Raw genomic sequence first — 19,986 nt, forward strand, 5'->3', positions numbered from 1 at the left:
AAACGCTTACTGAGCGTAACGACGATATAAGCCCGGCGGCACACCGCTGCTGTCGGTAGGCAACCAGGGGCCCTGCGGATTACCGGCCAAACTCCAGCCAGAGTTCCAGCGGTAATAAGTGCGCTCACGGTAATAGAGGTGAGAAGCACCACCCACCACGTACACCCCTAACTGCGCATTCCACTGGCTGTCCACCCCAGGTGGCGGGGCAAAGCGTGGGTGGTTGCTGCTGCCACTTGGACTGGTAACGGGCGCGGTAGCCGTTGGTGTTTGCACGCAAGCACCGAGTCCCAGCAGGCCAATCAGCACGACGCCACGCAGTAACGACTTCATGGCGCTTTGCTGTCGGCACTGTCGATCCGCAGCTGCTGCAATTCCGTGGTCTTGCTGGCCAGCGGCTGGCTGCTACCTACCCATTCACCGGCCGTAGCGTTACCACTGCGCGAAATGCGCGCGACCAACTGCACCTGTTCGAAGCCGGAGATTTTCAGCTGCGGCATCATCGCATCGCTGTCTGACAGGCTGACCTCAGCCGGCAAATCAGCCACGCTCAGACGCTTGACCGCGAGCGGCATCGGCGGCCCGGAGACCGCTCGAGCAAACACGAACACCGCATCGCCCGGTTGCACCTTGCCCTGCAGCGCAGGGTCCAACTCAACCCGAACTGTCAGACCTGGAGAGGTAGCGGGTGTTGACTGAGTGGCGGGCTCGCCCAATTGCTCCTGAGCACGCTCAATACCACCCTGAATAGCCTGGCGAGACGGGTCTTCCGCCGGCAACACCGCTACCAGCTGCTGCCAGTGACCGATGGCTTTCTGGAACTGGCCGCTTTCATAGGCCGCAATCCCTAACAGCCCAAGACTGGTAACCTCCGCCGGATCGGCTTTCAGTGCTTCATCTGTCAACGCCTGCAATTGCGCGGTCCACTGCTTGTCACCGGCGAAATACAGCGCCTGAGCCCACTGCCCGAGCAACTCCGGCTCACGCCCGGCCACACCCACAGCACGCTCAAACGCCACGACGGCATCGGCGGCACGTTCCTGCGCCATATAGGTACGCCCCAGGAAGTACCAACTTTCCGCCGACTCAGGGTTGCTCTTTACTGCGGCCTCCAAGCGTGCGGTCATTTCCTCGATGGTCTTCGGCTGCGCTGCAAAAACCTGTGCGCGCTCAACATCCCCAATGGCGCCCCAGTGCTGATAAAGGCCATAACCCAGCAGCGGCATCAGCAGCGCGGCAATCAACGGGACCGTGCTGCCCAGCTTGCGCTGGGTCGGCTGCGCCAGCGCACCCTCAGTATCCGCGAGCAGCTCGCGAGCAGCCTCGTCACGGCCACTGGCCAACTGCTCAGCATTCAGTGCCCCGGCAGCGTGCTGGCTTTGCAGATCCAGCAAGCGCTCCTGATAAAGGGTCACGTTGAGTGCCGTACGGTCTTCCTCAGCCTGAACCTTGCGTGCACGCAGCACCGGGATCAGCAGAAACGCCAGGGCTGTCAGCAACAGCAGGCCAGCGCACAACCAGAATTCAATCATCAGTCTTTCTTATCCACAGGCGTTTGATTTAGCAAAGCAGCCAGACGTTGCTGTTCATCGGCAGACAGGCCGCTGGCGATAACGCCCGGCTTGCTACGACGACGCAACAGGATGACCCCCAGCAGGACAAAACCACCGGCCAACAAGCCAGCTGGGCCATACCACAGCAGCAAGGTGCGCGCGGTGACCGGCGGTTTGTAGAGCACGAAATCACCATAACGGCTGACCAGAAAATCAATGATCTGCTCATTGCTCTGCCCCTCTTCCAGCATTCGGAAGATCTGCGCGCGCAGGTCCATGGCAATCGGCGCATCAGAGTCGGCAATGTTCTGGTTCTGGCACTTGGGGCAACGCAGCTCTTCGACCAGGTTGCGGTAACGCTCACGCTCCGCCTCACTGGCAAACTCGTAAGTGTCGATTGCGGCCTGAGCGGTGCCCAGCAAGGCCAACCCTAGTACCGCAGCACTCAGCAGACGCTTCATGGCTGGGCCTCGTCGACAAGTGCCTGATACAGCGGCGCCAGCTGTTCGCGCCAGACACGCTCATCGATCACCCCGACAAACTTGTGGCGGATGATGCCGTCCTTGTCGATCAGGAAGGTCTCGGGTGCGCCATACACGCCCAGGTCCAGGCCCAGGGTGCCGCGCGCATCATTGATGTTCAGCTGATAGGGGTCATGGAACTCCACCAGCCACTTCTGCGCGGCGGCGTTGTCGTCCTTGTAGTTGACCCCGTAAATAGTCACACCCAACTTGGCCAGTTTGTTCAACACTGGGTGTTCCACGCGGCAGGCCACACACCAGGTGGCCCAAACGTTGACCAGCGCCGGTTTGCCCTTGAGATCAGCCTCGGTAAGCGGCTTGCCATCCTGCACCGCCGGCAGGGAGAACGCCGGCAGGGGTTTACCGATCAACGCCGACGGCAGTTCGGAAGGATCTAGGAACAAGCCGCGGTAGAGAAACACCGCGACGCCTAGGAAAACCACTAACGGCAACAGCAGCAGTAAACGCTTCATGCCTGCGCCCCCGCCATACCCAGGGCATCACGCACACGGGTGCGCACCTTCATCCGGTAGCGCTTATCCGCTGCGGCCAGGAAGCCACCGAGCCCCATCAACAAGGCGCCAAACCAGATCCAACGGACGAACGGTTTGATGTGGACACGCACCGCCCACGCCCCGTCTTCCAACGGCTCACCCAAAGCAACGAACAGGTCACGGGTGATACCAGCATCAATGCCCGCCTCGGTCATCACCGATTGCTGCACGGTGTACAGGCGTTTCTCGGGGTGCAGCACGGCAATTTGTTTGCCCGCTTCGAGGATCCGCACCGTGCCTTTATCCGACGTGAAGTTCGGCCCTTCGAAGTGCTCAGCCCCTTCAAAGATAAACTGATAACCGCCGATTTCGACCGACTCGCCCGGCGCCATGCGCATGTCACGCTCAAAGCTGCCCACGCTGGTCAACACCACACCGAGGGCACACACCGCCATGCCGAGGTGCGCAGTTTGCATGCCCCAGTAGCTACGGGTCAGGCTCGGCAGCCCTTTGAGCAGGCCTTTGTGACGGGTTTTCTCAAGGATGTCGCGCACACCCGCCAGCACCACCCAAGCGGACAACAGGCAAACAGCGAGCACCGCCCAGTTGAAATCACCGACCAGGAACGTCGCGACAACAGCCAGCACCACGCTGCCAATCAGCACCGGGGCGAGCATGCCAAGCAACCACTGCACCGGCGTGTCCTTCCAACGTACGATCACACCGACGGCAATTACAGCCATCAGCAAGCCCATCAGCGGCACAAACAAGGCGTTGAAGTAAGGCGGCCCAACGGACAATTTAGCGCCAGTGGTGGCATCCAGCACCAAGGGGTAGAGGGTGCCGAGCAGGATCATCGCAGCGGACACCACCAGAATCAGGTTGTTGACCAGCAGCAAGGTTTCCCGCGACCACAGGGCAAAGCCAACTTGGCTTTTCACCACCGGCGCGCGGATGGCAAACAGCGCCAAGGAGCTGCCCACCACGATCAGCAGGAACACCAGAATAAACACGCCGCGCTCAGGGTCACTGGCGAAAGCATGCACCGAGGTCAGCACGCCGGAACGGACCAGGAAGGTGCCCAGCAGGCTCAAGGAGAACGCGGCAATCGCCAGCAGTACGGTCCAGCTTTTGAACACGCCGCGTTTTTCCGTCACAGCCAGGGAGTGGATCAACGCGGTGCCGACCAACCAGGGCATAAAGGAGGCGTTTTCCACCGGATCCCAGAACCACCAACCACCCCAGCCAAGTTCGTAGTAGGCCCACCACGAGCCCAGCGCGATACCGATGCCAAGGAAGGCCCAAGCGACGATGGTCCACGGCCGCGACCAGCGCGCCCATGCTGCATCGAGCTTGCCGCCCAGCAACGCAGCAATAGCGAAGGCGAAGGCCACGGAGAAACCGACATAGCCCATGTAGAGCATCGGCGGGTGGATGATCAGACCGAAGTCCTGCAACAGCGGGTTGAGGTCACGGCCATCAGCCGGGGTGTCAAACAGCAGCCGCTCGAAAGGATTGGACGTGATGATCAAAAACAACAAAAAGCCGATGCTGATGATGCCCATGATCGCCAGCACGCGGGCGATCATCTCTTCCGGCAACTGCCGCGAGAAGATCGACACAGCAAAGGTCCAACCGGCAAGGATCAGCCCCCACAGCAACAGCGACCCTTCGTGGGCGCCCCACACAGCGCTGAATTTGTAATACCACGGCAGTGCACTATTGGAGTTGTTGGCCACATAGGCGACGGTGAAGTCGTCGATCATAAAGGCATAGGTCAGGCAGACGAACGCAAACAGCATAAAGGCGAACTGCCCCCAGGCAGCCGGCTGCGCCAGGCTCATCCATTGCCGGTCACCCCGCCAGGCACCGATCAACGGCAGTGTTGCCTGCACCAGCGCCATGCACAGCGCCAGAATCATCGCCAGATGGCCGAGTTCGGGGATCATTGTGCGTACTCCGATGGGGACGCTTGCTTGGCCGCTTTGGCCGCGTCGTGCTGCTGTTTCATGCCGCTCTGCTCCAAGGCCTGCATGACTTCCGGCGGCATGTAGTTTTCATCGTGTTTGGCCAGTACTTCATCGGCAATCAGCACGCCACTGGCGTCGAGCTTGCCCATGGCGACGATGCCCTGCCCTTCACGAAACAGGTCCGGAAGGATGCCGCTGTAGCGGATGGTCACGCTCTTGGCGCCGTCAGTGACGACAAAATCGGTGTCCAGTGAGTCGCTGGAGCGCTTCACCGAGCCCTCCTCAACCAGGCCGCCGGCACGGATGCGGGTGTCCTGCGGGGCTTCGCCGTTAGCGATCTGGGTCGGGGTGTAGAACAGGTTGATGTTCTGCTGCAACGCGCTCAGGGCAAGCGCCACAGCGATGCCGACACCGGCGATGATTGCCAGGACGATATACAGGCGTTTTTTACGCACGGGGTTCACTTCGACTCCTCCCGGCGCAAACGACGCGCCTCGTCTTGCAGATAACGGCGACGCGCCAGGATTGGCAGCGCCACATTCAGCCCCAGCACAGCCAGGCTGATGGCATAACAGGACCAGACATAAGGCCCGTGGGTGCCCATGGCGAGAAACTCGCTGAAGCTGGCAAAACTCATAGCCCCTTCTCCACCTGCGCGTTGATCTCGGTTTTGGCCCAACTGCTGCGGGCCTCGCGCTTGAGCACTTCCAGGCGCATGCGCATCAGCAGCACGGCCCCAAAGAAACAGTAGAAGCCCAGTACCATGATCAGCAGCGGCATCCACATCTCAAACGGCATGGCCGGCTTGGCCACCACACTGAAGGTGGCCGGCTGGTGCAGGGTGTTCCACCACTCCACCGAGTATTTGATGATCGGGATGTTCACCACACCCACAATGGCCAGCACCGCACAGGCCTTAGCCGCGCTGTCACGGTTGGTGATGGCATTGCCGAGGGCGATTACACCGAAATACAGGAACAGCAGAATCAGCATCGAGGTCAGGCGGGCATCCCACACCCAGTACGTGCCCCAGGTCGGCTTGCCCCACACCGCACCGGTCACCAGAGCGATCGCCGTCATCCAGGCGCCGATGGGTGCGGCCTGCTGCAAGGCGACATCGGCCAGTTTCATTTTCCACACCAGCCCGACAACGCCGGCCACCGCCAACATCACGTAGATCGACTGAGCGAGAAACGCCGCAGGCACATGGATGTAGATGATGCGAAAGCTGTTGCCCTGCTGGTAATCCGGCGGCGCAAACGCCAGGCCCCAAACCAGGCCGACCGCCAACAGCACAGCGGCGGCCAGGGCCAACCAGGGGAGCCAGCGGCGGCTGATTTCATAAAACCATTTAGGCGAGCCGAGCTTGTGAAACCACGTCCAGTTCATCAGGTTACTCATCAGTGCTAGGGCTGATCAGGGCGCAGGCAGGCACCACGATCAACCGGCCATTCAGGCTTATTGTCTACTCAGCGACACTGATCGTCAGACCAGCGGCGATGGCAAAAGGTGTCAAGGTCACCGCCAATGCGGTGAGGCTGGCCAGCCACAACAAGTGACCAACCGCCGGCAATCCTTGCAGGCTGGCTTGTAGCGCACCGCTGCCGAGAATCAGCACCGGGATGTACAACGGCAAAATCAGCAACGCGAGCAACAGGCCGCCACGCTTCAGACCTACCGTCAGCGCCGCGCCGACTGCGCCTAGTAAGCTCAGCACCGGCGTACCGAGCAGCAGCGAGATCAGTAGCACCGGCAGGCAGCGCCCCGGCAAACCCAACATCAACGCCAGCAGTGGCGCCAACAGCACCAGCGCCAGGCCAGAGAACAGCCAGTGTGCCAGCACCTTGGCCAGAACCAGAAGAGCCAGGGGGTGCGGCGAAAGGACCCACTGCTCCAGCGAGCCGTCCTCGAAATCACTGCGAAACAGCCCGTCCAGCGAGAGCAGCACGGCCAATAGGGCCGCCACCCACACCAGCCCCGGCGAAAGGCTTTGTAACAACTGCGTCTGCGGCCCCACCGCCAATGGGAACAACGCAATCACAATGGCAAAGAACACTAACGGATTGGCCAGCTCGGCCGGGCGGCGAAACAACAGGCGCGCCTCGCGGGCGAGCAATAGGCTAAAGACATTGCTCATAACGGACGCTGCCCCAGATCAAGCTCGCGGTAGCCGGCCGGCTTGACCGTCAATTCATGGTGCGTGGTCAACACCACCAGGCCACCTTGCTGACAATGCGCGGCGAGATGGTTCTCCAGCTGTGCTACTGCCGCCTTGTCCAGCGCAGTAAACGGTTCATCCAGCACCCACAGCGACGGGCCTGGCAGATACAAACGCGCCAACGCGACACGGCGCTGCTGCCCGGCGGACAGGGTGTGGCAAGGCACATCTTCAAACCCGCGCAGCCCCACCGCCGCCAGAGCCTGCCAGATGGTCTCGCGCTCGACCGGCTGATGCAGGGCGCAAAGCCAGGTGAGGTTTTCCTCGGCAGTAAGCAAGCCCTTGATGCCGGCAGCATGTCCAATCCACAGCAGGTTGCGCGCAAGCTCGGCGCGCTGCGCGATCAATGGGCGACCATTCAGACGAATCTCACCGGCAGTGGGCTGCATCAACCCAGCCAGCAAGCGCAGCAGGCTGGTTTTACCACTGCCATTGGGGCCTGCCACCTGAAGCATTTCACCGGGAACCAGACGCAGCTCCACACGCTCGAAGAGCATGCGCCAGTCTCGCTCACAGGCGAGCGCAACGGCTTCAAGAAGAGGGCTGGTCAAGGCATCGGCACCTAAGATGGATGGCAAAAGCTGTTCAAGTCGGCAGCGTCTTGGCCGCTATACTGACGCAAATGGAATGCGCAGCCGAACCAGACGGGGCGCGATTATACATGCCCAGCTCCGCCTGCCGCAGCGGGCATTTTCGACAGGGTGTAACCCGCCAATGAGCGAAATCAGCAGCCCGCGGCCTATTGCGCCAACGCCCCCCAGCAGCCGCCCCAGCGCTGTCGCGGCGGACCTGGCAGTGAAACTGTTACAGCCCATGCAGGGCTTGCTGGCCAGTGGCGAAACCGCCAAGGCCGAAGTCATCGCACTCAAGGAAGTGGCGCAGAGTTTTCAAGTGCTGCTCAAGCTGACCCTGAATAATGGAAATCAGGCGACCCTTGAGGCCAACAGCCCGCGCCCGCTGGCCCAGGGCACATCCCTGGCCGTAACAGCCCTGTCGGAAACCCGCCTGGCCCTGTCCCTGCTGATGGGAGGAGACAAACCTCTGACCAGCCTGAACCTCGACCAATTGCCCGTTGGCACCCTGCTGCAGGGCAAGGTAGTGGCACGCGAAGAATTGCTGCAGGGCCGCTCGCAACAGGTGATCTACAAGGTGCTGGTCAGCTTGCTCAATACGCCACTGGCTGGCAGCAAGCTGTCTCTGGAAACCCCACTGGCACTGCCTTTGGGTAGCCTGCTCAGCGCTCAGGTACAGGGCAGCCAGGCGCTGAATTTCCTGCCTCTGAGTGGCCGCCTTGACCAACTTGCCCTGAGCCAGCAACTGGGCAACCAAAGCAACCGCCAGGGCTCATTGGAAGGGCTGTTCAGCGCCCTGCAGGGTATGCGTGGCAATGCCGACATGAGCGAAGGCCTGCGCACCAGCATCGATAAACTCTTCGGCATCATGCCCGACGCCGCGCAGTTGAGCAGCGCCAAAGGCCTGGCTGCCGCCCTTGAAAACAGTGGCATCCTGCTGGAAAGCAAATTACTTGGCGGTCAGGGCCAGGCACTGCCGAACGACCTGAAAGCCAACCTGCTGCGCCTGATCACTCAATTACTGCCGAATCTGTCCACCGGCACACCACTGGCCGCAGCCACCGCAGGGACATCGCTGGCCCAGGCGATGCCCGCACTCGCACGCGACCTGCTCGGCAACCTGGGCAAAGCCACGAATCGCCAGCAAGCGCTGAATTTCCCCCTGCCCTCACGCCTGCTACAGGCCATGGAAGGTGAGGCCGACCTGGAAACCATGCTAAAGCTCGCCGCGGCTGCCCTCTCTCGCCTGCAGACCCACCAACTTTCCAGCCTTGCGCAGAGCCAGGTCGGTCCGGATGGCAACCTGCTGACCACCTGGCAACTGGAACTGCCGATGCGCAATCAGCAGGAATTGGTTCCACTGCAGGTAAAAATCCAGCGCGATGAAAGCAACCCACAAGGCAAACCCGATAAAAAGGAAACCCTGTGGAAAGTCGAACTGGCCTTTGATCTGGATCCACTAGGGCCCTTGCAGGTGCAGGCGCAATTGGCCCATGGCCGCCTTTCTAGTCAGTTGTGGGCTGAGCGCAGCAGCACCGTCAACCTGATCGATGCGGAGCTGGATAACCTGCGTCAACGCCTGAATGCCGCCGGCGTGCAGGTTGGCGAGCTGGCCTGCAACCAAGGCACGCCGCCACGCGGGCCGCGCACGACGTTGGAACAGCGCTGGGTGGATGAAACCGCATGAAGAAGAGCGCCCCCCGCCAAGCCATCGCCCTCACCTACGACGGCCAGAAAGCGCCCGTACTCAGTGCCAAAGGCGATGACGAACTGGCCGAAGCCATTCTGGCGATTGCCCGCGAGTACGAAGTACCGATCTATGAAAATGCTGAGCTGGTGCGATTGTTGGCGCGACTGGAACTGGGTGATGCAATTCCCGAGCAGCTGTATCGCTGTATCGCGGAAATCATCGCCTTTGCCTGGTATTTGAAAGGTAAGGCACCGGCCGGTACAGGGCGGGATACCGACATCACACCGCCGCTGCGTTTATTGGCAGGACCGCCAGAGTGAAGGGAGCCTCAGGAGCGCTGCAGTTTGGCCTGCTGCATCTTGCTGACCAACTCAGCCTCGGCCTTACTCAGACCGCATGACTGGGTCAGATCATCCACGCTGGCACCCATACCCGCCAAACGTGCAGCCTGAGTGAATGACAGGCTGCTGGGATCACGCTGCTCAATCTGATTAAGTTTGTCCGGCAAAGGTGCAACAACCCTACGCAATTCGTGCAACTCCTCCCCCATCTGCACGCTACCAGTCAGGTAGGCATCCAGCCGCCGGCTAAGTTCTTTGAGCCGGCGATCACGCACTGCGTCACGCTCACCTTGCAACTTGATAAAGTCGCGCAACTGCCTGAGAAGCCAGATACTGGCGCATACCAGCCCCAGGCACACCAGGGCTAATGCGACCAGCAGCGCTTCGAGCATGACTTAGATGCTCTCCAGATCGGACCACTCTTCTTCGCTCATCATCTTGTCCAGCTCAACCAGAATCAGTAGCTCGCCGTTCTTGTTGCACACGCCCTGGATAAACTTGGCAGATTCGTCATTACCCACGTTCGGAGCAGTTTCCACTTCAGACTGACGCAGATAAACCACTTCGGCCACGCTATCGACCAAGATACCGACCACTTGCTTGTCGGCCTCGATAATCACGATACGGGTGTTATCGGTCACCTCGGTGGAGTCCAACCCGAAACGCTGACGTGTATCGATGACTGTGACCACATTGCCGCGCAGGTTGATGATGCCCAGCACATAGCTCGGCGCACCCGGCACAGGGGCAATTTCGGTGTAGCGCAGGACTTCCTGAACCTGCATCACATTGATGCCATAGGTTTCGTTATCCAGGCGGAACGTTACCCACTGCAGAATCGGATCATCAGAACCTTGTGCAGAACTTTTCTTCATGTCCCTAGCCTCGTCATGAACCGCTCGCGGCGGCGATCGCGGGTGTATACCCCGCTGTGATTACTATAGATGCAAAGCTGCGCACCTCGCACAGCCCTGCGTTATTCAATGCACCTGCTTGGCAGTCATGCGCTTGGCAGCACCACTGGCAATCAACTCGGCCAGAGATGCGACATCCAGTAAGGCGCACATGTGTTCAATCACCGTACCCGCGAGCCACGGACGCTGCGTACGCTGGCTGCGCCATTTAACCTCGTCGGGATCCAGCCGAATCGAGCGGCTGACTTGATGCACAGCCAGCCCCCACTCATAACCTTCAACGGAAATTACATACTGCAACCCTTCGCGAAAATCATCGCGATAACGGTCAGGCATCACCCAGCGCGCTGTATCCAACACTTTCAGGTTACCGGCCTGGCTCGGCAGTATGCCGAGAAACCAGTCAGGCTGACCAAATAATGGTGTCAGCTCCTGCCCCTCCAGGGGATAAATCGAACCCAGGCACACCAGCGGAACGGCTAAGGTCAGCCCAGCTACATCAAATAACAGGCATTCGAAAGACCCTTGCGCCCATTCAGGCCGCCCCTGCGGCACCGCCTCAGGTACCACCAACATCTGCGGCTCTGACTGCAACGACTCAGCCACTACAACAGTTTCTACAACCTCTGGCAGCGACTCGACGTGAACTTCAACGTGCGCAGTGGGCATCTCGAAAGTGGGCAGCACCAATGGACGTGGCGCCAGCTCAGCCAGAGGCTTGACCTTAGCGACGCTCACCTGCGGCATGCTGCGCGCATCGCGCACCTGCTCTTCCAGCACCGCGGCCTCGAATTCATCCAGCGTGATGCTATCGACAAACTCGACCGCAGCCTCCTGCAACAAGCCATCCAAATAGGACTGCAAGACCTGTTGCGAACGTGTAGCGGTGGCTAAAGGACGACTCATCAAGACAACTCGCAATAACAATCTGTACAGACTATCGGCCGCGCTAGCGACAGACTTGAGCCCATATCTTCAGCATAGTCGTTCATCTCAAGCGACCTGAGCAGCAATCTGCTGAGAAAGCAGGTGTTTGAGTAAGGCGCGATAAGCCAGTACACCGCGGCTGTTGCTATCAAACGTTGACGGGGTCACCCCTGCCCGACTGGCATCACGTAAACGCGTATCAACCGGAATATAGGCCGGCCACAGGTGATCAGGGTAACTGTTGCGCAACACACGCAGCGTGCCCATCGACGCTTGGGTACGACGGTCGAACAGGGTCGGTACGATGGTGTACGGCAACGCCTGCTGACGCGAACGGTTGATCATCGCCAGGGTATTGACCATCCGCTCCAAGCCTTTTACGGCCAGAAATTCAGTCTGCACAGGAATTACCAGCTGCTGACTTGCCGCCAAGGCATTGACCATCAACACGCCAAGTAAGGGCGGACTGTCGATCACCGCATGATCAAAATCCTGCCAAAGCTGCGCAAGGCTCTTGGCTATCACCAAGCCCAAGCCACTCTGCCCGGGTGACTGGCGCTCCAAGGTGGCCAGTGCAGTGCTGGACGGCAGCAGGGAGATACGCTCATCACTGGTAGGCAGGAGCAGCTGCTGGGGCAAACCGCGCGGTACAGAGCCTTTATGTTGGAACAAATCGAAGCTGCTGTGTTCCAGGCTGTCCGGGTCGTGCCCGAAGTAGCTGGTCATCGACCCATGGGGATCGAGATCAACGATCACCACACGCTTGCCGGCATCTGCCAACAGGCCTGCCAGAGCGATTGATGTGGTGGTCTTACCGACTCCACCTTTTTGATTGGCTACTGCCCAGACTCTCATCGTTATCATCCTCCCGGTTCAGCTGCAGCCTGACCGAGAACGGGGCCACCCTATGGGACCGGCGACGGGGGATTGACGGCACCCGCTTGCGGGACCGGCGCTGCTGGGGCTTTTGCAGGTTGCGTGCCAGCACGTTGCAACGCCGCATCAGGCTTAGCATTGGCACTGCCCACACCGCTAACGCTGCGACGTACGTCTAGATTACGCGAGATCACTAACACGACGCGACGATTGCGCCCGCGCCCTTCAGCGGTGGTGTTATCCGCGACGGGCTGGAACTCACCATAACCGACCGCTGCCAGGCGGCTGGGGTTGACCCCATCCATCGTCAGCATACGCACGATACTCGCAGCCCTTGCGGTAGACAGCTCCCAGTTGGTCGGGAACTGAGCCGTCTGAATCGGCAGATTATCGGTAAAGCCTTCCACATGTATTGGATTCTCGTACGGCGCCAGAATTTTGGCTACCTTTTCGATGATATCGAACGCTGCGTTGTTAGGAATAGCATCGCCGCTGGTGAACAACAGGCTAGAGCTGAGCTCAATCTCGATCCACAGCTCATTTCCACTGACCTTCAGCTGATCCGACTGAATCAAGTCGCCGAAAGCCTCGCGCACACTGTTGGCAATATTCTGCAGATCATCAGCCGAAGACTGAGCGCTTTCTTCATCCACCAAGGAACGGTCCGGCTCCGTGGTCCGCGGACGCTCGTCACCAACCGGAATCGGTTTGATAGCGCGATCAGGTTGATTGAACACCCCGGTCAGGCTGTCAGAAAGAATTTTGTACTTGCCTTCATTGAGCGAGGAAATCGAGTACATCACCACAAAAAAGGCGAACAGCAGAGTAATGAAGTCGGCGTAAGAGACTAGCCACCGCTCATGATTTTCATGCTCTTCTTGATGACGCCGGCGGGCCATAAGGTGTCCCCATCAATCCATGAAGCCTTGCAGCTTCAGTTCGATGGAGCGCGGGTTTTCACCCTCCGCAATCGACAGGATGCCTTCAAGCAGCATCTCGCGATAACGGGATTGGCGCTGAGCGATAGCTTTGAGCTTGTTACCAATAGGCAATAACAACAGGTTGGCAAAGCCAACGCCGTAGATAGTTGCCACGAACGCCACGGCAATTCCACTGCCGAGCATGCTTGGGTCGGCCAGGTTACCCATCACATGGATCAAGCCCATCACTGCACCGATAATGCCGATGGTCGGCGCATAACCGCCCATGCTTTCAAACACTTTGGCCGCCTGAATATCACGGCCTTCCTGGGTGTACAGATCGACCTCGAGAATACTGCGAATAGCCTCAGGCTCGGCGCCATCGACCAACAGCTGCAAGCCTTTGCGCGCATAGGGATCGGGTTCGGCATCTGCCACGGCCTCAAGACCGAGCAAACCCTCCTTGCGCGCAGTCATGCTCCAACCAACCACCCGGTTAATACCACCGGCCAGGTCCACGCGCGGCGGAAAGAATATCCAGCTAATAATGGCCAGGGCCCGTTTGAACACATGCACGGGCGCCTGCAAAAAAGCCGCACCCAAGGTACCGCCAATCACAATCAATGCAGCCGGCCCATTGAGCAGGGCCGCAGCATGGCCCCCTTCGAGGTAGTTGCCGCCAAGAATGGCGACAAACGCCAGGATGACCCCAATAAGGCTCAGTACATCCATTAAATACAGGTCTCCGCCAGGTGCCTGCCGATATCATCCAGCGGGTAAATCGCATCAGCCAGGTTGGCTTTTACAATAGCCATCGGCATGCCGTAGATCACGCAGCTGGCTTCGTCTTGTGCCCACACTTGGCTTCCACTCTGCTTTAGCAGGCGAGCGCCCTCACGGCCGTCCGCCCCCATACCTGTGAGCACCACCGCCAGCACCTTGTCACCATAAGACTTGGCGACGGAACCGAAAGTGATATCGACACAGGGTTTGTAATTCAGGCGCTCATCGCCAGGCAGGATTTTCACCACGCCCCGCGCATCCACCATCATCTGCTTGCCACCCGGTGCGAGCAGTGCCAGACCGGGACGCAAGACATCACCGTCCTCAGCTTCCTTGACACTGATGCGGCAGAGCTTGTCGAGACGTTCGGCAAAGGCTTTGGTAAAGGCAGCCGGCATATGCTGGATCAGCACGATTGGTGCTGGAAAATTCACCGGCAATTGAGTCAGTACCCGCTGAAGCGCAACCGGTCCACCGGTGGAAGTACCGATCGCAACAAGCTTGTAGGATTTACGTTTTGGCGCCGCACTGGCAACAACGGGGGCAGGCGCCACAGCTGGACGGCCTGGCGTGCTGGCAGAGGTTACTGGACGCGACGCAGGCTTGGCTGCTGCAGCGGGTATAGCTGCGGGAGTAGAGACAGGGGATGGGCTGAAACTGCGACGATTACTGCGGGCAATCGTGTGAATTTTCTCGCAAAGCAGTTGCTTAACTCGCTCAGGATTGCGCGAAATGTCCTCAAAATTCTTCGGCAGAAAATCCACCGCCCCGGCTTCCAGCGCATCCAACGTCACTCGCGCACCTTCATGGGTTAGCGAAGAGAACATCAGTACGGGTGTCGGGCAGCGCTGCATGATATTACGTACAGCGGTGATGCCATCCATCATCGGCATCTCGTAATCCATAGTAATCACATCGGGCTTGAGCGCCTGCGCCTGCTCAATGGCTTCACGGCCGTTAGTGGCGGTGCCGATTACCTGAATATTCGGGTCGGCTGAAAGAATTTCCGACACGCGCCGGCGGAAAAAACCGGAGTCATCAACCACCAACACCTTAACAGCCATAAACACTCCTAAACGGCGCCACAGATAGCTGCGCCGCTAACAATCAGATGCGCCGCGCGTAACGTTTGAGCATGCTCGGCACGTCAAGAATCAGGGCAATACGACCATCACCGGTAATGGTTGCACCCGACATGCCCGGCGTACCCTGTAGCATTTTGCCCAGCGGTTTGATGACCACTTCTTCCTGTCCGACCAGTTGATCGACCACGAAGCCAATACGCTGACTGCCAACAGTGAGGATCACCACATGGCCCTCACCCTGCTCCACGTGTGCTGCACTGCCGATCAACCAGCGCTTGAGATAGAACAACGGCAACGCCTTGTCGCGCACGATCACCACTTCCTGGCCGTCAACCACATTTGTTCGCGACAGATCGAGGTGGAAAATCTCGTTCACGTTGACCAGCGGGAAAGCAAACGCCTGATTGGCCAACATCACCATCAGTGTTGGCATAATCGCCAGGGTCAGCGGCACCTTGATAACGATTTTTGAGCCCTGTCCCTTGACCGAAAACACATTGACCGTGCCGTTGAGCTGGGAAATCTTGGTTTTCACCACATCCATGCCCACGCCGCGCCCAGACACATCGGAAATTTCAGTCTTGGTCGAGAAGCCCGGGGCAAAGATCAGGTTGTAGCATTCGAACTCATTGAGACGGTCGGCCGCGTCTTTATCCAGCAAGCCTTTTTCCACGGCTTTGGCGCGCAGCACATCCGCATCCATGCCCTTGCCATCGTCAGAGATCGACAAGAGGATGTGATCACCTTCCTGCTCAGCGGACAATATCACCTTACCGCCACGCGCCTTACCTGAGGCTTCGCGCTCTTCCGGGGTTTCAATGCCATGGTCAACCGCGTTGCGCACCAAGTGGACAAGCGGATCAGCCAAGGCTTCAACCAGGTTCTTGTCGAGGTCAGTTTCTTCACCGACCAACTCCAAGTTGATCTCTTTCTTAAGGTTTCGCGCCAAATCGCGAACCAGCCGAGGGAAGCGCCCGAACACCTTCTTGATGGGCTGCATGCGGGTTTTCATCACCGCTGTCTGCAAGTCAGCCGTCACCACATCTAGGTTCGACACCGCTTTAGACATTGCCTCATCGCCACTGCTTGATCCAAGTCGCACCAAGCGATTTCGCACCAGCACCAGCTCGCCAACCATGTTCATGATTTCGTCGAGCCGTGCGGTATCGACCCGCACAGTGGTTTCCGCCTCACTGGGCGGCGCAGCCTTCTCAGCAACAGGCGCAGCGGCCGGAGCTGCAGGAGCTTTTGCAGGCTCAACCTTAGCGGCAGGTTTTGCCGCAGGTTTGGCGGCCGCTTTGGCAGGTTCCACAGGCTTGGCAGTCGGCGCAGGCGTTACAGGTTTGATCGCTTCAGGCTCAACAAACTTGCCTTTGCCATGCAGCTGATCAAGCAGTGCTTCAAACTCATCATCCGTGATGTCGCCACTCGGCACAGCAGCGGACTCAGCCACCGCTTCAGGTGAAGCAGGTGCCGATACAGGAGGAGGCGCAAACTGACCTTTACCGTGCAACTGATCAAGCAACGATTCAAATTCATCGTCGGTGATTTCATCACCGCCCGTGGCCGTTGCAGCAGGTGCCGCTACAGCAGGCATAGCGGGAGCTACAGCTACATCAGGTGCTACAAATTGGCCTTTGCCATGCAGCTGATCAAGCAACGACTCAAACTCATCATCGGTGATTTCATCACTGCTGGCAGCCGCGGCCATTGGCGCCGGTGAGTCCCCCAAGGCGCCTAATAACTGCTCGAATTCAGTGTCCGTGATATCGCCAGCGGCCTCTTCAACCTCGACTGCAACCTCAGGTTCAGATTCCAGCTCAGGTTCAGCGTGCGCTTCAACGGGTGCGGCATCATCAGCACCCGCCGGCTCAGCCAAACGCGCCAAGGCGGCAAGCAGCTCAGGCGTAGCCGGAGTGAGATCGGTACGTTCACGGACCTCGGTAAACATGCTGTTGACGGCATCCAGTGCTTCCAGCACCACATCCATCAACGCGGAGTCGACGCGCCGCTCACCCTTACGCAGGATGTCAAAGACGTTTTCTGCGATATGGCAGCATTCCACCAGCTCATTGAGCTGGAGAAAGCCAGCACCACCTTTGACGGTGTGAAACCCGCGAAAAATGGCGTTGAGTAGATTCATGTCGTCCGGGCGACTTTCCAGCTCTACAAGCTGCTCAGACAGTAGTTCAAGAATCTCGCCGGCCTCTACCAGGAAGTCCTGGAGGATTTCTTCATCGGCGCCGAAGCTCATAAGACGTGCTCCTAAAATCCCAGGCTGGAAAGCAGGTCGTCGACATCATCCTGATTGGATGCGACGTCTTCACGCTTATCGGCATGAATCTGCGGACCTTCACCACGCGAAGGCTCTTTTTGTTTTTCTTGTTCGGCGCGGAGCAACTCATGGTTGTGCTCAATGCCGGCAAACTGATCGACCTGACTGGCCATCAGCACCAGTTTCAGCAAGTTGCTTTCCACTTCGGTAACCAGCTGCGTTACACGCTTGATCACCTGGCCGGTCAGGTCCTGATAATCCTGGGCCAACAGGATGTCATTGAGGTGTGCAGAAATCTTGGCACCGTCGCGCTCGCTTCGCGCGAGAAAAAGTTCCACACGCTTGGCTAACTCGCGAAAGCCATCGGCACTCATTTCCCGGCGCATGAAGCGCCCCCAATCACCGCTGAGGCTTTGCGCTTCATCGCTGAGGTCATTTACCAGCGGGGCACTTTGCTCGACCAGATCCATGGTGCGATTGGCCGCTTTTTCGGTCATCGTCACCACATAATTCAGGCGCTCAGTGGCATCGGTAATTTGCGAAACCTCAGTGGCATGTGGCACACGGGGGTCGAGCTGGAAATTGACGATGGCGTTATGCAGCTCACGAGTCAGCTTACCGACTTCATGGTAAAGACCACGGTCACGTGCCTTGTTGAGCTCATGTATCAGCTGTACCGCTTCACCAAAGTTGCCTTGTTCCAGGCTATCTACCAGTTGGCGAGCGTTGTATTTCAGGGTCGACTCAAGGTCACCTTGAACGGAATCTTTATGCTCCATAGCACCCTCGTGGCAAACATCAGCCGTTGACTCGCTCGAAGATCTTTTCAATCTTCTCTTTCAGCACTTGGGCTGTGAACGGCTTGACCACATAACCGTTAACCCCCGCCTGGGCTGCTTCGATGATCTGATCACGCTTGGCTTCTGCCGTGACCATCAGCACCGGCAAGGTTTTCAAGCGATCATCCGCACGCACTGCGCGCAACAGATCGATACCCGTCATGCCAGGCATGTTCCAGTCAGTCACGAGGAAATCGAAGCTACCGCTTTGCAGCATGGGCAGCGCGGTTACGCCATCATCCGCTTCCGCGGTATTGGTGAACCCCAAGTCACGCAGAAGGTTCTTGATGATCCGTCGCATCGTTGAAAAGTCATCAACGATGAGGATTTTCATGTTCTTGTCCAAGTCGACCTCCGTACAGTCCCAAACGCAGGCAGCAACCTGCATGCGCTTTTAATCGTGAAACCGGCCCAGCATCAGCGAATACAACTCAATGTGCGCGCCACTCACCCAGTCGAGCACGTAAACGTGCGGCACACTGACTGTGTAGTTGGCTTACACGTGATTCGCTAACCCCTAACACCTCGCCGATCTCTTTAAGATTCAGTTCTTCATCGTAATATAGCGCTAACACCAAGCGCTCGCGCTCCGGCAGGTTGGCAATGGCATCTGCCAGGGCCGCCTGAAAGCGTTCATCTTCCAGATCACGAGAAGGTTCGAGGTGGTTGCTGCCAGCGTCTTCACCCAGCCCACCGTGTTCGCCGTCCTGCAACAGGTCGTCGAAACTGAACAGGCGGCTGCCTAAAGTGTCGCCAAGAATGCCGTAGTAATCCTCGAGACTCAATTGGAGTTCGGCCGCAACCTCTTGATCTTTAGCGTCTCGACCCGTTCTGGCCTCAATTTTTCTAATTGCATCACTGACCATGCGGCTATTGCGATGCACCGAACGTGGCGCCCAGTCGCCTTTGCGCACTTCATCGAGCATCGAACCGCGAATGCGAATACCCGCAAACGTTTCGAAACTGGCGCCTTTACTGGAGTCGTATTTTTTTGACGCTTCGAGCAAGCCGATCATTCCGGCCTGAATCAGATCGTCGACCTGTACATTGGCCGGCAGGCGGGCCAACAGGTGATAGGCAATGCGTTTGACCAGGGGCGCGTAGCGCTCGATCAACTGGTGCTGGGAATCCTGCGCCTGCGCCTTGCTATACATACGAAGTCCAGAGGCTGCTGTCATATAGCCGTGTCCGCGATCGGTTGCTGCACCAGACGCTCAACGAAAAACTCCAAATGGCCACGCGGATTGGCCGGTAACGGCCAGGCGTCAACTTTCTGGGCTATCGCTTTGAACGCCAGCGCACACTTCGAACGCGGAAAGGCTTCGTAGACCGCACGCTGCTTCTGCACGGCCTTGCGCACTGACTCGTCATATGGCACCGCGCCTACATACTGCAGGGCAACATCAAGGAAACGGTCAGTCACTTTAGTCAGCTTAGCAAAGAGGTTGCGACCTTCCTGCGGGCTGTGGGCCATATTGGCCAATACCCGGAAACGGTTCATGCCGTGATCGCGATTAAGCAATTTGATCAGTGCGTAGGCATCGGTAATCGAAGTCGGCTCATCACACACCACCACCAGCACTTCCTGGGCAGCGCGCACGAAGCTCACAACACCGTCACCAATACCCGCGGCGGTGTCGATGATCAACACGTCGAGGTTGTCACTGATATCGCTGAACGCCTGGATAAGCCCCGCATGTTGCATGGGTGACAGCTGCACCATGCTCTGAATACCCGAGGCTGCCGGCACGATACGAATGCCGCCAGGGCCCTGCAGTAACACATCGCGCAGCTCGCACTCGCCACTGATGACGTCTTCCAGGGTGCGTTTGGCGCTGAGGCCCAACAACACGTCGACGTTGGCCAAGCCAAGGTCGGCGTCCATCAGCATCACCCGACGGCCGAGATCAGCCAGGGCCAACGCCAGGTTCACCGAGACGTTGGTCTTACCGACGCCACCTTTGCCGCCGGTCACCGCAATCACCTGTACGGGATGCATACCCATATT

Annotated in this window: 24 protein-coding genes; 2 read left to right on the forward strand and 22 right to left on the reverse strand. The window is 58.6% G+C overall.

All coding sequences use genetic code 11. The features are described 5' to 3' along the window. Positions 1–6: 6 nt before the first annotated feature. The 10 genes from ALTER154_RS13860 to ccmA form a co-directional block, all read right to left on the reverse strand. Positions 7–333 (reverse strand): hypothetical protein, encoded by a 327-nt coding sequence (locus ALTER154_RS13860; protein ID WP_160087900.1) that lies wholly within the window; start codon positions 331–333, stop codon positions 7–9. Next, positions 330–1,532, reverse strand: coding sequence for a c-type cytochrome biogenesis protein CcmI (gene ccmI, locus ALTER154_RS13865; protein WP_090252157.1), 1,203 nt, complete (start codon positions 1,530–1,532; stop codon positions 330–332). Before ccmI ends, ALTER154_RS13860 begins: the two co-directional genes overlap by 4 nt. Continuing rightward, entirely contained in the window at positions 1,532–2,014 is a 483-nt protein-coding gene (locus ALTER154_RS13870; RefSeq protein ID WP_160087902.1) for a cytochrome c-type biogenesis protein, read from the reverse strand. Before ALTER154_RS13870 ends, ccmI begins: the two co-directional genes overlap by 1 nt. Continuing rightward, complete coding sequence (locus ALTER154_RS13875; RefSeq protein WP_160087904.1) at positions 2,011–2,547, reverse strand: DsbE family thiol:disulfide interchange protein; 537 nt, start codon at positions 2,545–2,547, stop codon at positions 2,011–2,013. The genes ALTER154_RS13870 and ALTER154_RS13875 overlap by 4 nt, the downstream gene beginning before the upstream one ends. Next, complete coding sequence (locus tag ALTER154_RS13880) at positions 2,544–4,517, reverse strand: heme lyase CcmF/NrfE family subunit (protein WP_160087906.1); 1,974 nt, start codon at positions 4,515–4,517, stop codon at positions 2,544–2,546. The genes ALTER154_RS13875 and ALTER154_RS13880 overlap by 4 nt, the downstream gene beginning before the upstream one ends. Continuing rightward, complete coding sequence (ccmE, locus tag ALTER154_RS13885) at positions 4,514–5,002, reverse strand: cytochrome c maturation protein CcmE (protein ID WP_090252147.1); 489 nt, start codon at positions 5,000–5,002, stop codon at positions 4,514–4,516. The genes ALTER154_RS13880 and ccmE overlap by 4 nt, the downstream gene beginning before the upstream one ends. After that, positions 4,999–5,175 carry a heme exporter protein CcmD gene (gene ccmD / locus ALTER154_RS13890; RefSeq protein WP_090244811.1) on the reverse strand — a complete coding sequence of 59 codons (177 nt, stop codon included), beginning with the start codon at positions 5,173–5,175 and terminating at the stop codon, positions 4,999–5,001. The genes ccmE and ccmD overlap by 4 nt, the downstream gene beginning before the upstream one ends. Next, positions 5,172–5,930 (reverse strand): heme ABC transporter permease, encoded by a 759-nt coding sequence (locus ALTER154_RS13895; RefSeq protein WP_178126366.1) that lies wholly within the window; start codon positions 5,928–5,930, stop codon positions 5,172–5,174. Before ALTER154_RS13895 ends, ccmD begins: the two co-directional genes overlap by 4 nt. Positions 5,931–6,003: 73 nt before the next feature. Beyond that, positions 6,004–6,675 carry a heme exporter protein CcmB gene (gene ccmB, locus ALTER154_RS13900; protein ID WP_090252142.1) on the reverse strand — a complete coding sequence of 224 codons (672 nt, stop codon included), beginning with the start codon at positions 6,673–6,675 and terminating at the stop codon, positions 6,004–6,006. After that, positions 6,672–7,307, reverse strand: coding sequence for a cytochrome c biogenesis heme-transporting ATPase CcmA (ccmA, locus tag ALTER154_RS13905; RefSeq protein ID WP_160087910.1), 636 nt, complete (start codon positions 7,305–7,307; stop codon positions 6,672–6,674). Before ccmA ends, ccmB begins: the two co-directional genes overlap by 4 nt. A gap of 163 nt (positions 7,308–7,470) precedes the next feature. On the opposite strand from ccmA, the gene ALTER154_RS13910 reads away from it, so the two are divergent. Continuing rightward, positions 7,471–9,015, forward strand: coding sequence for a flagellar hook-length control protein FliK (locus ALTER154_RS13910; protein WP_160087912.1), 1,545 nt, complete (start codon positions 7,471–7,473; stop codon positions 9,013–9,015). Beyond that, the gene (locus tag ALTER154_RS13915) at positions 9,012–9,338 is read left to right on the forward strand and encodes an EscU/YscU/HrcU family type III secretion system export apparatus switch protein (protein WP_160087914.1); all 327 of its coding nucleotides are present in this window, start codon (positions 9,012–9,014) and stop codon (positions 9,336–9,338) included. The genes ALTER154_RS13910 and ALTER154_RS13915 overlap by 4 nt, the downstream gene beginning before the upstream one ends. An 8-nt stretch (positions 9,339–9,346) precedes the next feature. Here the strand turns inward: ALTER154_RS13915 and ALTER154_RS13920 are convergent, their stop codons facing one another. From ALTER154_RS13920 to fleN, 12 genes are all read right to left on the reverse strand, one after another. Beyond that, positions 9,347–9,751, reverse strand: coding sequence for a DUF2802 domain-containing protein (locus ALTER154_RS13920; RefSeq protein ID WP_160087916.1), 405 nt, complete (start codon positions 9,749–9,751; stop codon positions 9,347–9,349). A gap of 3 nt (positions 9,752–9,754) precedes the next feature. Continuing rightward, positions 9,755–10,234 carry a chemotaxis protein CheW gene (locus ALTER154_RS13925; RefSeq protein WP_090252131.1) on the reverse strand — a complete coding sequence of 160 codons (480 nt, stop codon included), beginning with the start codon at positions 10,232–10,234 and terminating at the stop codon, positions 9,755–9,757. 105 nt (positions 10,235–10,339) lie between these two features. Beyond that, positions 10,340–11,179 carry a CheW domain-containing protein gene (locus tag ALTER154_RS13930; RefSeq protein ID WP_160087918.1) on the reverse strand — a complete coding sequence of 280 codons (840 nt, stop codon included), beginning with the start codon at positions 11,177–11,179 and terminating at the stop codon, positions 10,340–10,342. An 87-nt stretch (positions 11,180–11,266) separates the two neighbouring features. Beyond that, complete coding sequence (locus ALTER154_RS13935; RefSeq protein ID WP_160087920.1) at positions 11,267–12,055, reverse strand: ParA family protein; 789 nt, start codon at positions 12,053–12,055, stop codon at positions 11,267–11,269. A 50-nt stretch (positions 12,056–12,105) separates the two neighbouring features. Then, entirely contained in the window at positions 12,106–12,975 is an 870-nt protein-coding gene (gene motD, locus ALTER154_RS13940; RefSeq protein ID WP_090252123.1) for a flagellar motor protein MotD, read from the reverse strand. 12 nt (positions 12,976–12,987) lie between these two features. Then, positions 12,988–13,728 carry a flagellar motor protein gene (locus ALTER154_RS13945; RefSeq protein WP_090252121.1) on the reverse strand — a complete coding sequence of 247 codons (741 nt, stop codon included), beginning with the start codon at positions 13,726–13,728 and terminating at the stop codon, positions 12,988–12,990. Next, a complete protein-coding gene (locus tag ALTER154_RS13950; RefSeq protein ID WP_160087922.1) occupies positions 13,728–14,843 on the reverse strand; it encodes a chemotaxis response regulator protein-glutamate methylesterase in 1,116 nt (371 codons plus the stop codon). Before ALTER154_RS13950 ends, ALTER154_RS13945 begins: the two co-directional genes overlap by 1 nt. A 43-nt stretch (positions 14,844–14,886) precedes the next feature. Then, a complete protein-coding gene (locus tag ALTER154_RS13955; RefSeq protein ID WP_160087924.1) occupies positions 14,887–17,118 on the reverse strand; it encodes a chemotaxis protein CheA in 2,232 nt (743 codons plus the stop codon). Positions 17,119–17,129: 11 nt separating this feature from the next. Further along, positions 17,130–17,918, reverse strand: coding sequence for a protein phosphatase CheZ (locus ALTER154_RS13960; protein ID WP_160087926.1), 789 nt, complete (start codon positions 17,916–17,918; stop codon positions 17,130–17,132). A 19-nt stretch (positions 17,919–17,937) separates the two neighbouring features. Continuing rightward, the gene (locus ALTER154_RS13965) at positions 17,938–18,312 is read right to left on the reverse strand and encodes a chemotaxis response regulator CheY (RefSeq protein ID WP_090254048.1); all 375 of its coding nucleotides are present in this window, start codon (positions 18,310–18,312) and stop codon (positions 17,938–17,940) included. Positions 18,313–18,409: 97 nt separating this feature from the next. Further along, on the reverse strand, positions 18,410–19,156 hold the full coding sequence (gene fliA, locus ALTER154_RS13970) for an RNA polymerase sigma factor FliA (protein WP_167145311.1): 747 nt from the start codon (positions 19,154–19,156) through the stop codon (positions 18,410–18,412). Next, positions 19,153–19,983, reverse strand: a complete 831-nt coding sequence (fleN, locus tag ALTER154_RS13975; protein ID WP_090252106.1) for a flagellar synthesis regulator FleN — start codon at positions 19,981–19,983, stop codon at positions 19,153–19,155. The genes fliA and fleN overlap by 4 nt, the downstream gene beginning before the upstream one ends. Positions 19,984–19,986 lie beyond the last annotated feature (3 nt).

It is taken from the genome of Pseudomonas sp. 9AZ (assembly GCF_902506525.1).
GTDB lineage: Bacteria > Pseudomonadota > Gammaproteobacteria > Pseudomonadales > Pseudomonadaceae > Aquipseudomonas > Aquipseudomonas peli.

Bases quoted from the DNA above. Each gene is read 5' to 3' on its own strand.
- ALTER154_RS13860 (WP_160087900.1), bottom strand. From the start codon at position 333: ATGAAGTCGTTACTGCGTGGCGTCGTGCTGATTGGCCTGCTGGGACTC.
- ccmI (WP_090252157.1), bottom strand. From the start codon at position 1,532: ATGATTGAATTCTGGTTGTGCGCTGGCCTGCTGTTGCTGACAGCCCTG.
- ALTER154_RS13870 (WP_160087902.1), bottom strand. From the start codon at position 2,014: ATGAAGCGTCTGCTGAGTGCTGCGGTACTAGGGTTGGCCTTGCTGGGC.
- ALTER154_RS13875 (WP_160087904.1), bottom strand. From the start codon at position 2,547: ATGAAGCGTTTACTGCTGCTGTTGCCGTTAGTGGTTTTCCTAGGCGTC.
- ALTER154_RS13880 (WP_160087906.1), bottom strand. From the start codon at position 4,517: ATGATCCCCGAACTCGGCCATCTGGCGATGATTCTGGCGCTGTGCATG.
- ccmD (WP_090244811.1), bottom strand. From the start codon at position 5,175: ATGAGTTTTGCCAGCTTCAGCGAGTTTCTCGCCATGGGCACCCACGGG.
- ccmB (WP_090252142.1), bottom strand. From the start codon at position 6,675: ATGAGCAATGTCTTTAGCCTATTGCTCGCCCGCGAGGCGCGCCTGTTG.
- ALTER154_RS13910 (WP_160087912.1), top strand. From the start codon at position 7,471: ATGAGCGAAATCAGCAGCCCGCGGCCTATTGCGCCAACGCCCCCCAGC.
- ALTER154_RS13915 (WP_160087914.1), top strand. From the start codon at position 9,012: ATGAAGAAGAGCGCCCCCCGCCAAGCCATCGCCCTCACCTACGACGGC.
- ALTER154_RS13920 (WP_160087916.1), bottom strand. From the start codon at position 9,751: ATGCTCGAAGCGCTGCTGGTCGCATTAGCCCTGGTGTGCCTGGGGCTG.
- ALTER154_RS13925 (WP_090252131.1), bottom strand. From the start codon at position 10,234: ATGAAGAAAAGTTCTGCACAAGGTTCTGATGATCCGATTCTGCAGTGG.
- ALTER154_RS13930 (WP_160087918.1), bottom strand. From the start codon at position 11,179: ATGAGTCGTCCTTTAGCCACCGCTACACGTTCGCAACAGGTCTTGCAG.
- ALTER154_RS13935 (WP_160087920.1), bottom strand. From the start codon at position 12,055: ATGAGAGTCTGGGCAGTAGCCAATCAAAAAGGTGGAGTCGGTAAGACC.
- motD (WP_090252123.1), bottom strand. From the start codon at position 12,975: ATGGCCCGCCGGCGTCATCAAGAAGAGCATGAAAATCATGAGCGGTGG.
- ALTER154_RS13945 (WP_090252121.1), bottom strand. From the start codon at position 13,728: ATGGATGTACTGAGCCTTATTGGGGTCATCCTGGCGTTTGTCGCCATT.
- ALTER154_RS13950 (WP_160087922.1), bottom strand. From the start codon at position 14,843: ATGGCTGTTAAGGTGTTGGTGGTTGATGACTCCGGTTTTTTCCGCCGG.
- ALTER154_RS13955 (WP_160087924.1), bottom strand. From the start codon at position 17,118: ATGAGCTTCGGCGCCGATGAAGAAATCCTCCAGGACTTCCTGGTAGAG.
- ALTER154_RS13960 (WP_160087926.1), bottom strand. From the start codon at position 17,918: ATGGAGCATAAAGATTCCGTTCAAGGTGACCTTGAGTCGACCCTGAAA.
- ALTER154_RS13965 (WP_090254048.1), bottom strand. From the start codon at position 18,312: ATGAAAATCCTCATCGTTGATGACTTTTCAACGATGCGACGGATCATC.
- fliA (WP_167145311.1), bottom strand. From the start codon at position 19,156: ATGACAGCAGCCTCTGGACTTCGTATGTATAGCAAGGCGCAGGCGCAG.
- fleN (WP_090252106.1), bottom strand. From the start codon at position 19,983: ATGGGTATGCATCCCGTACAGGTGATTGCGGTGACCGGCGGCAAAGGT.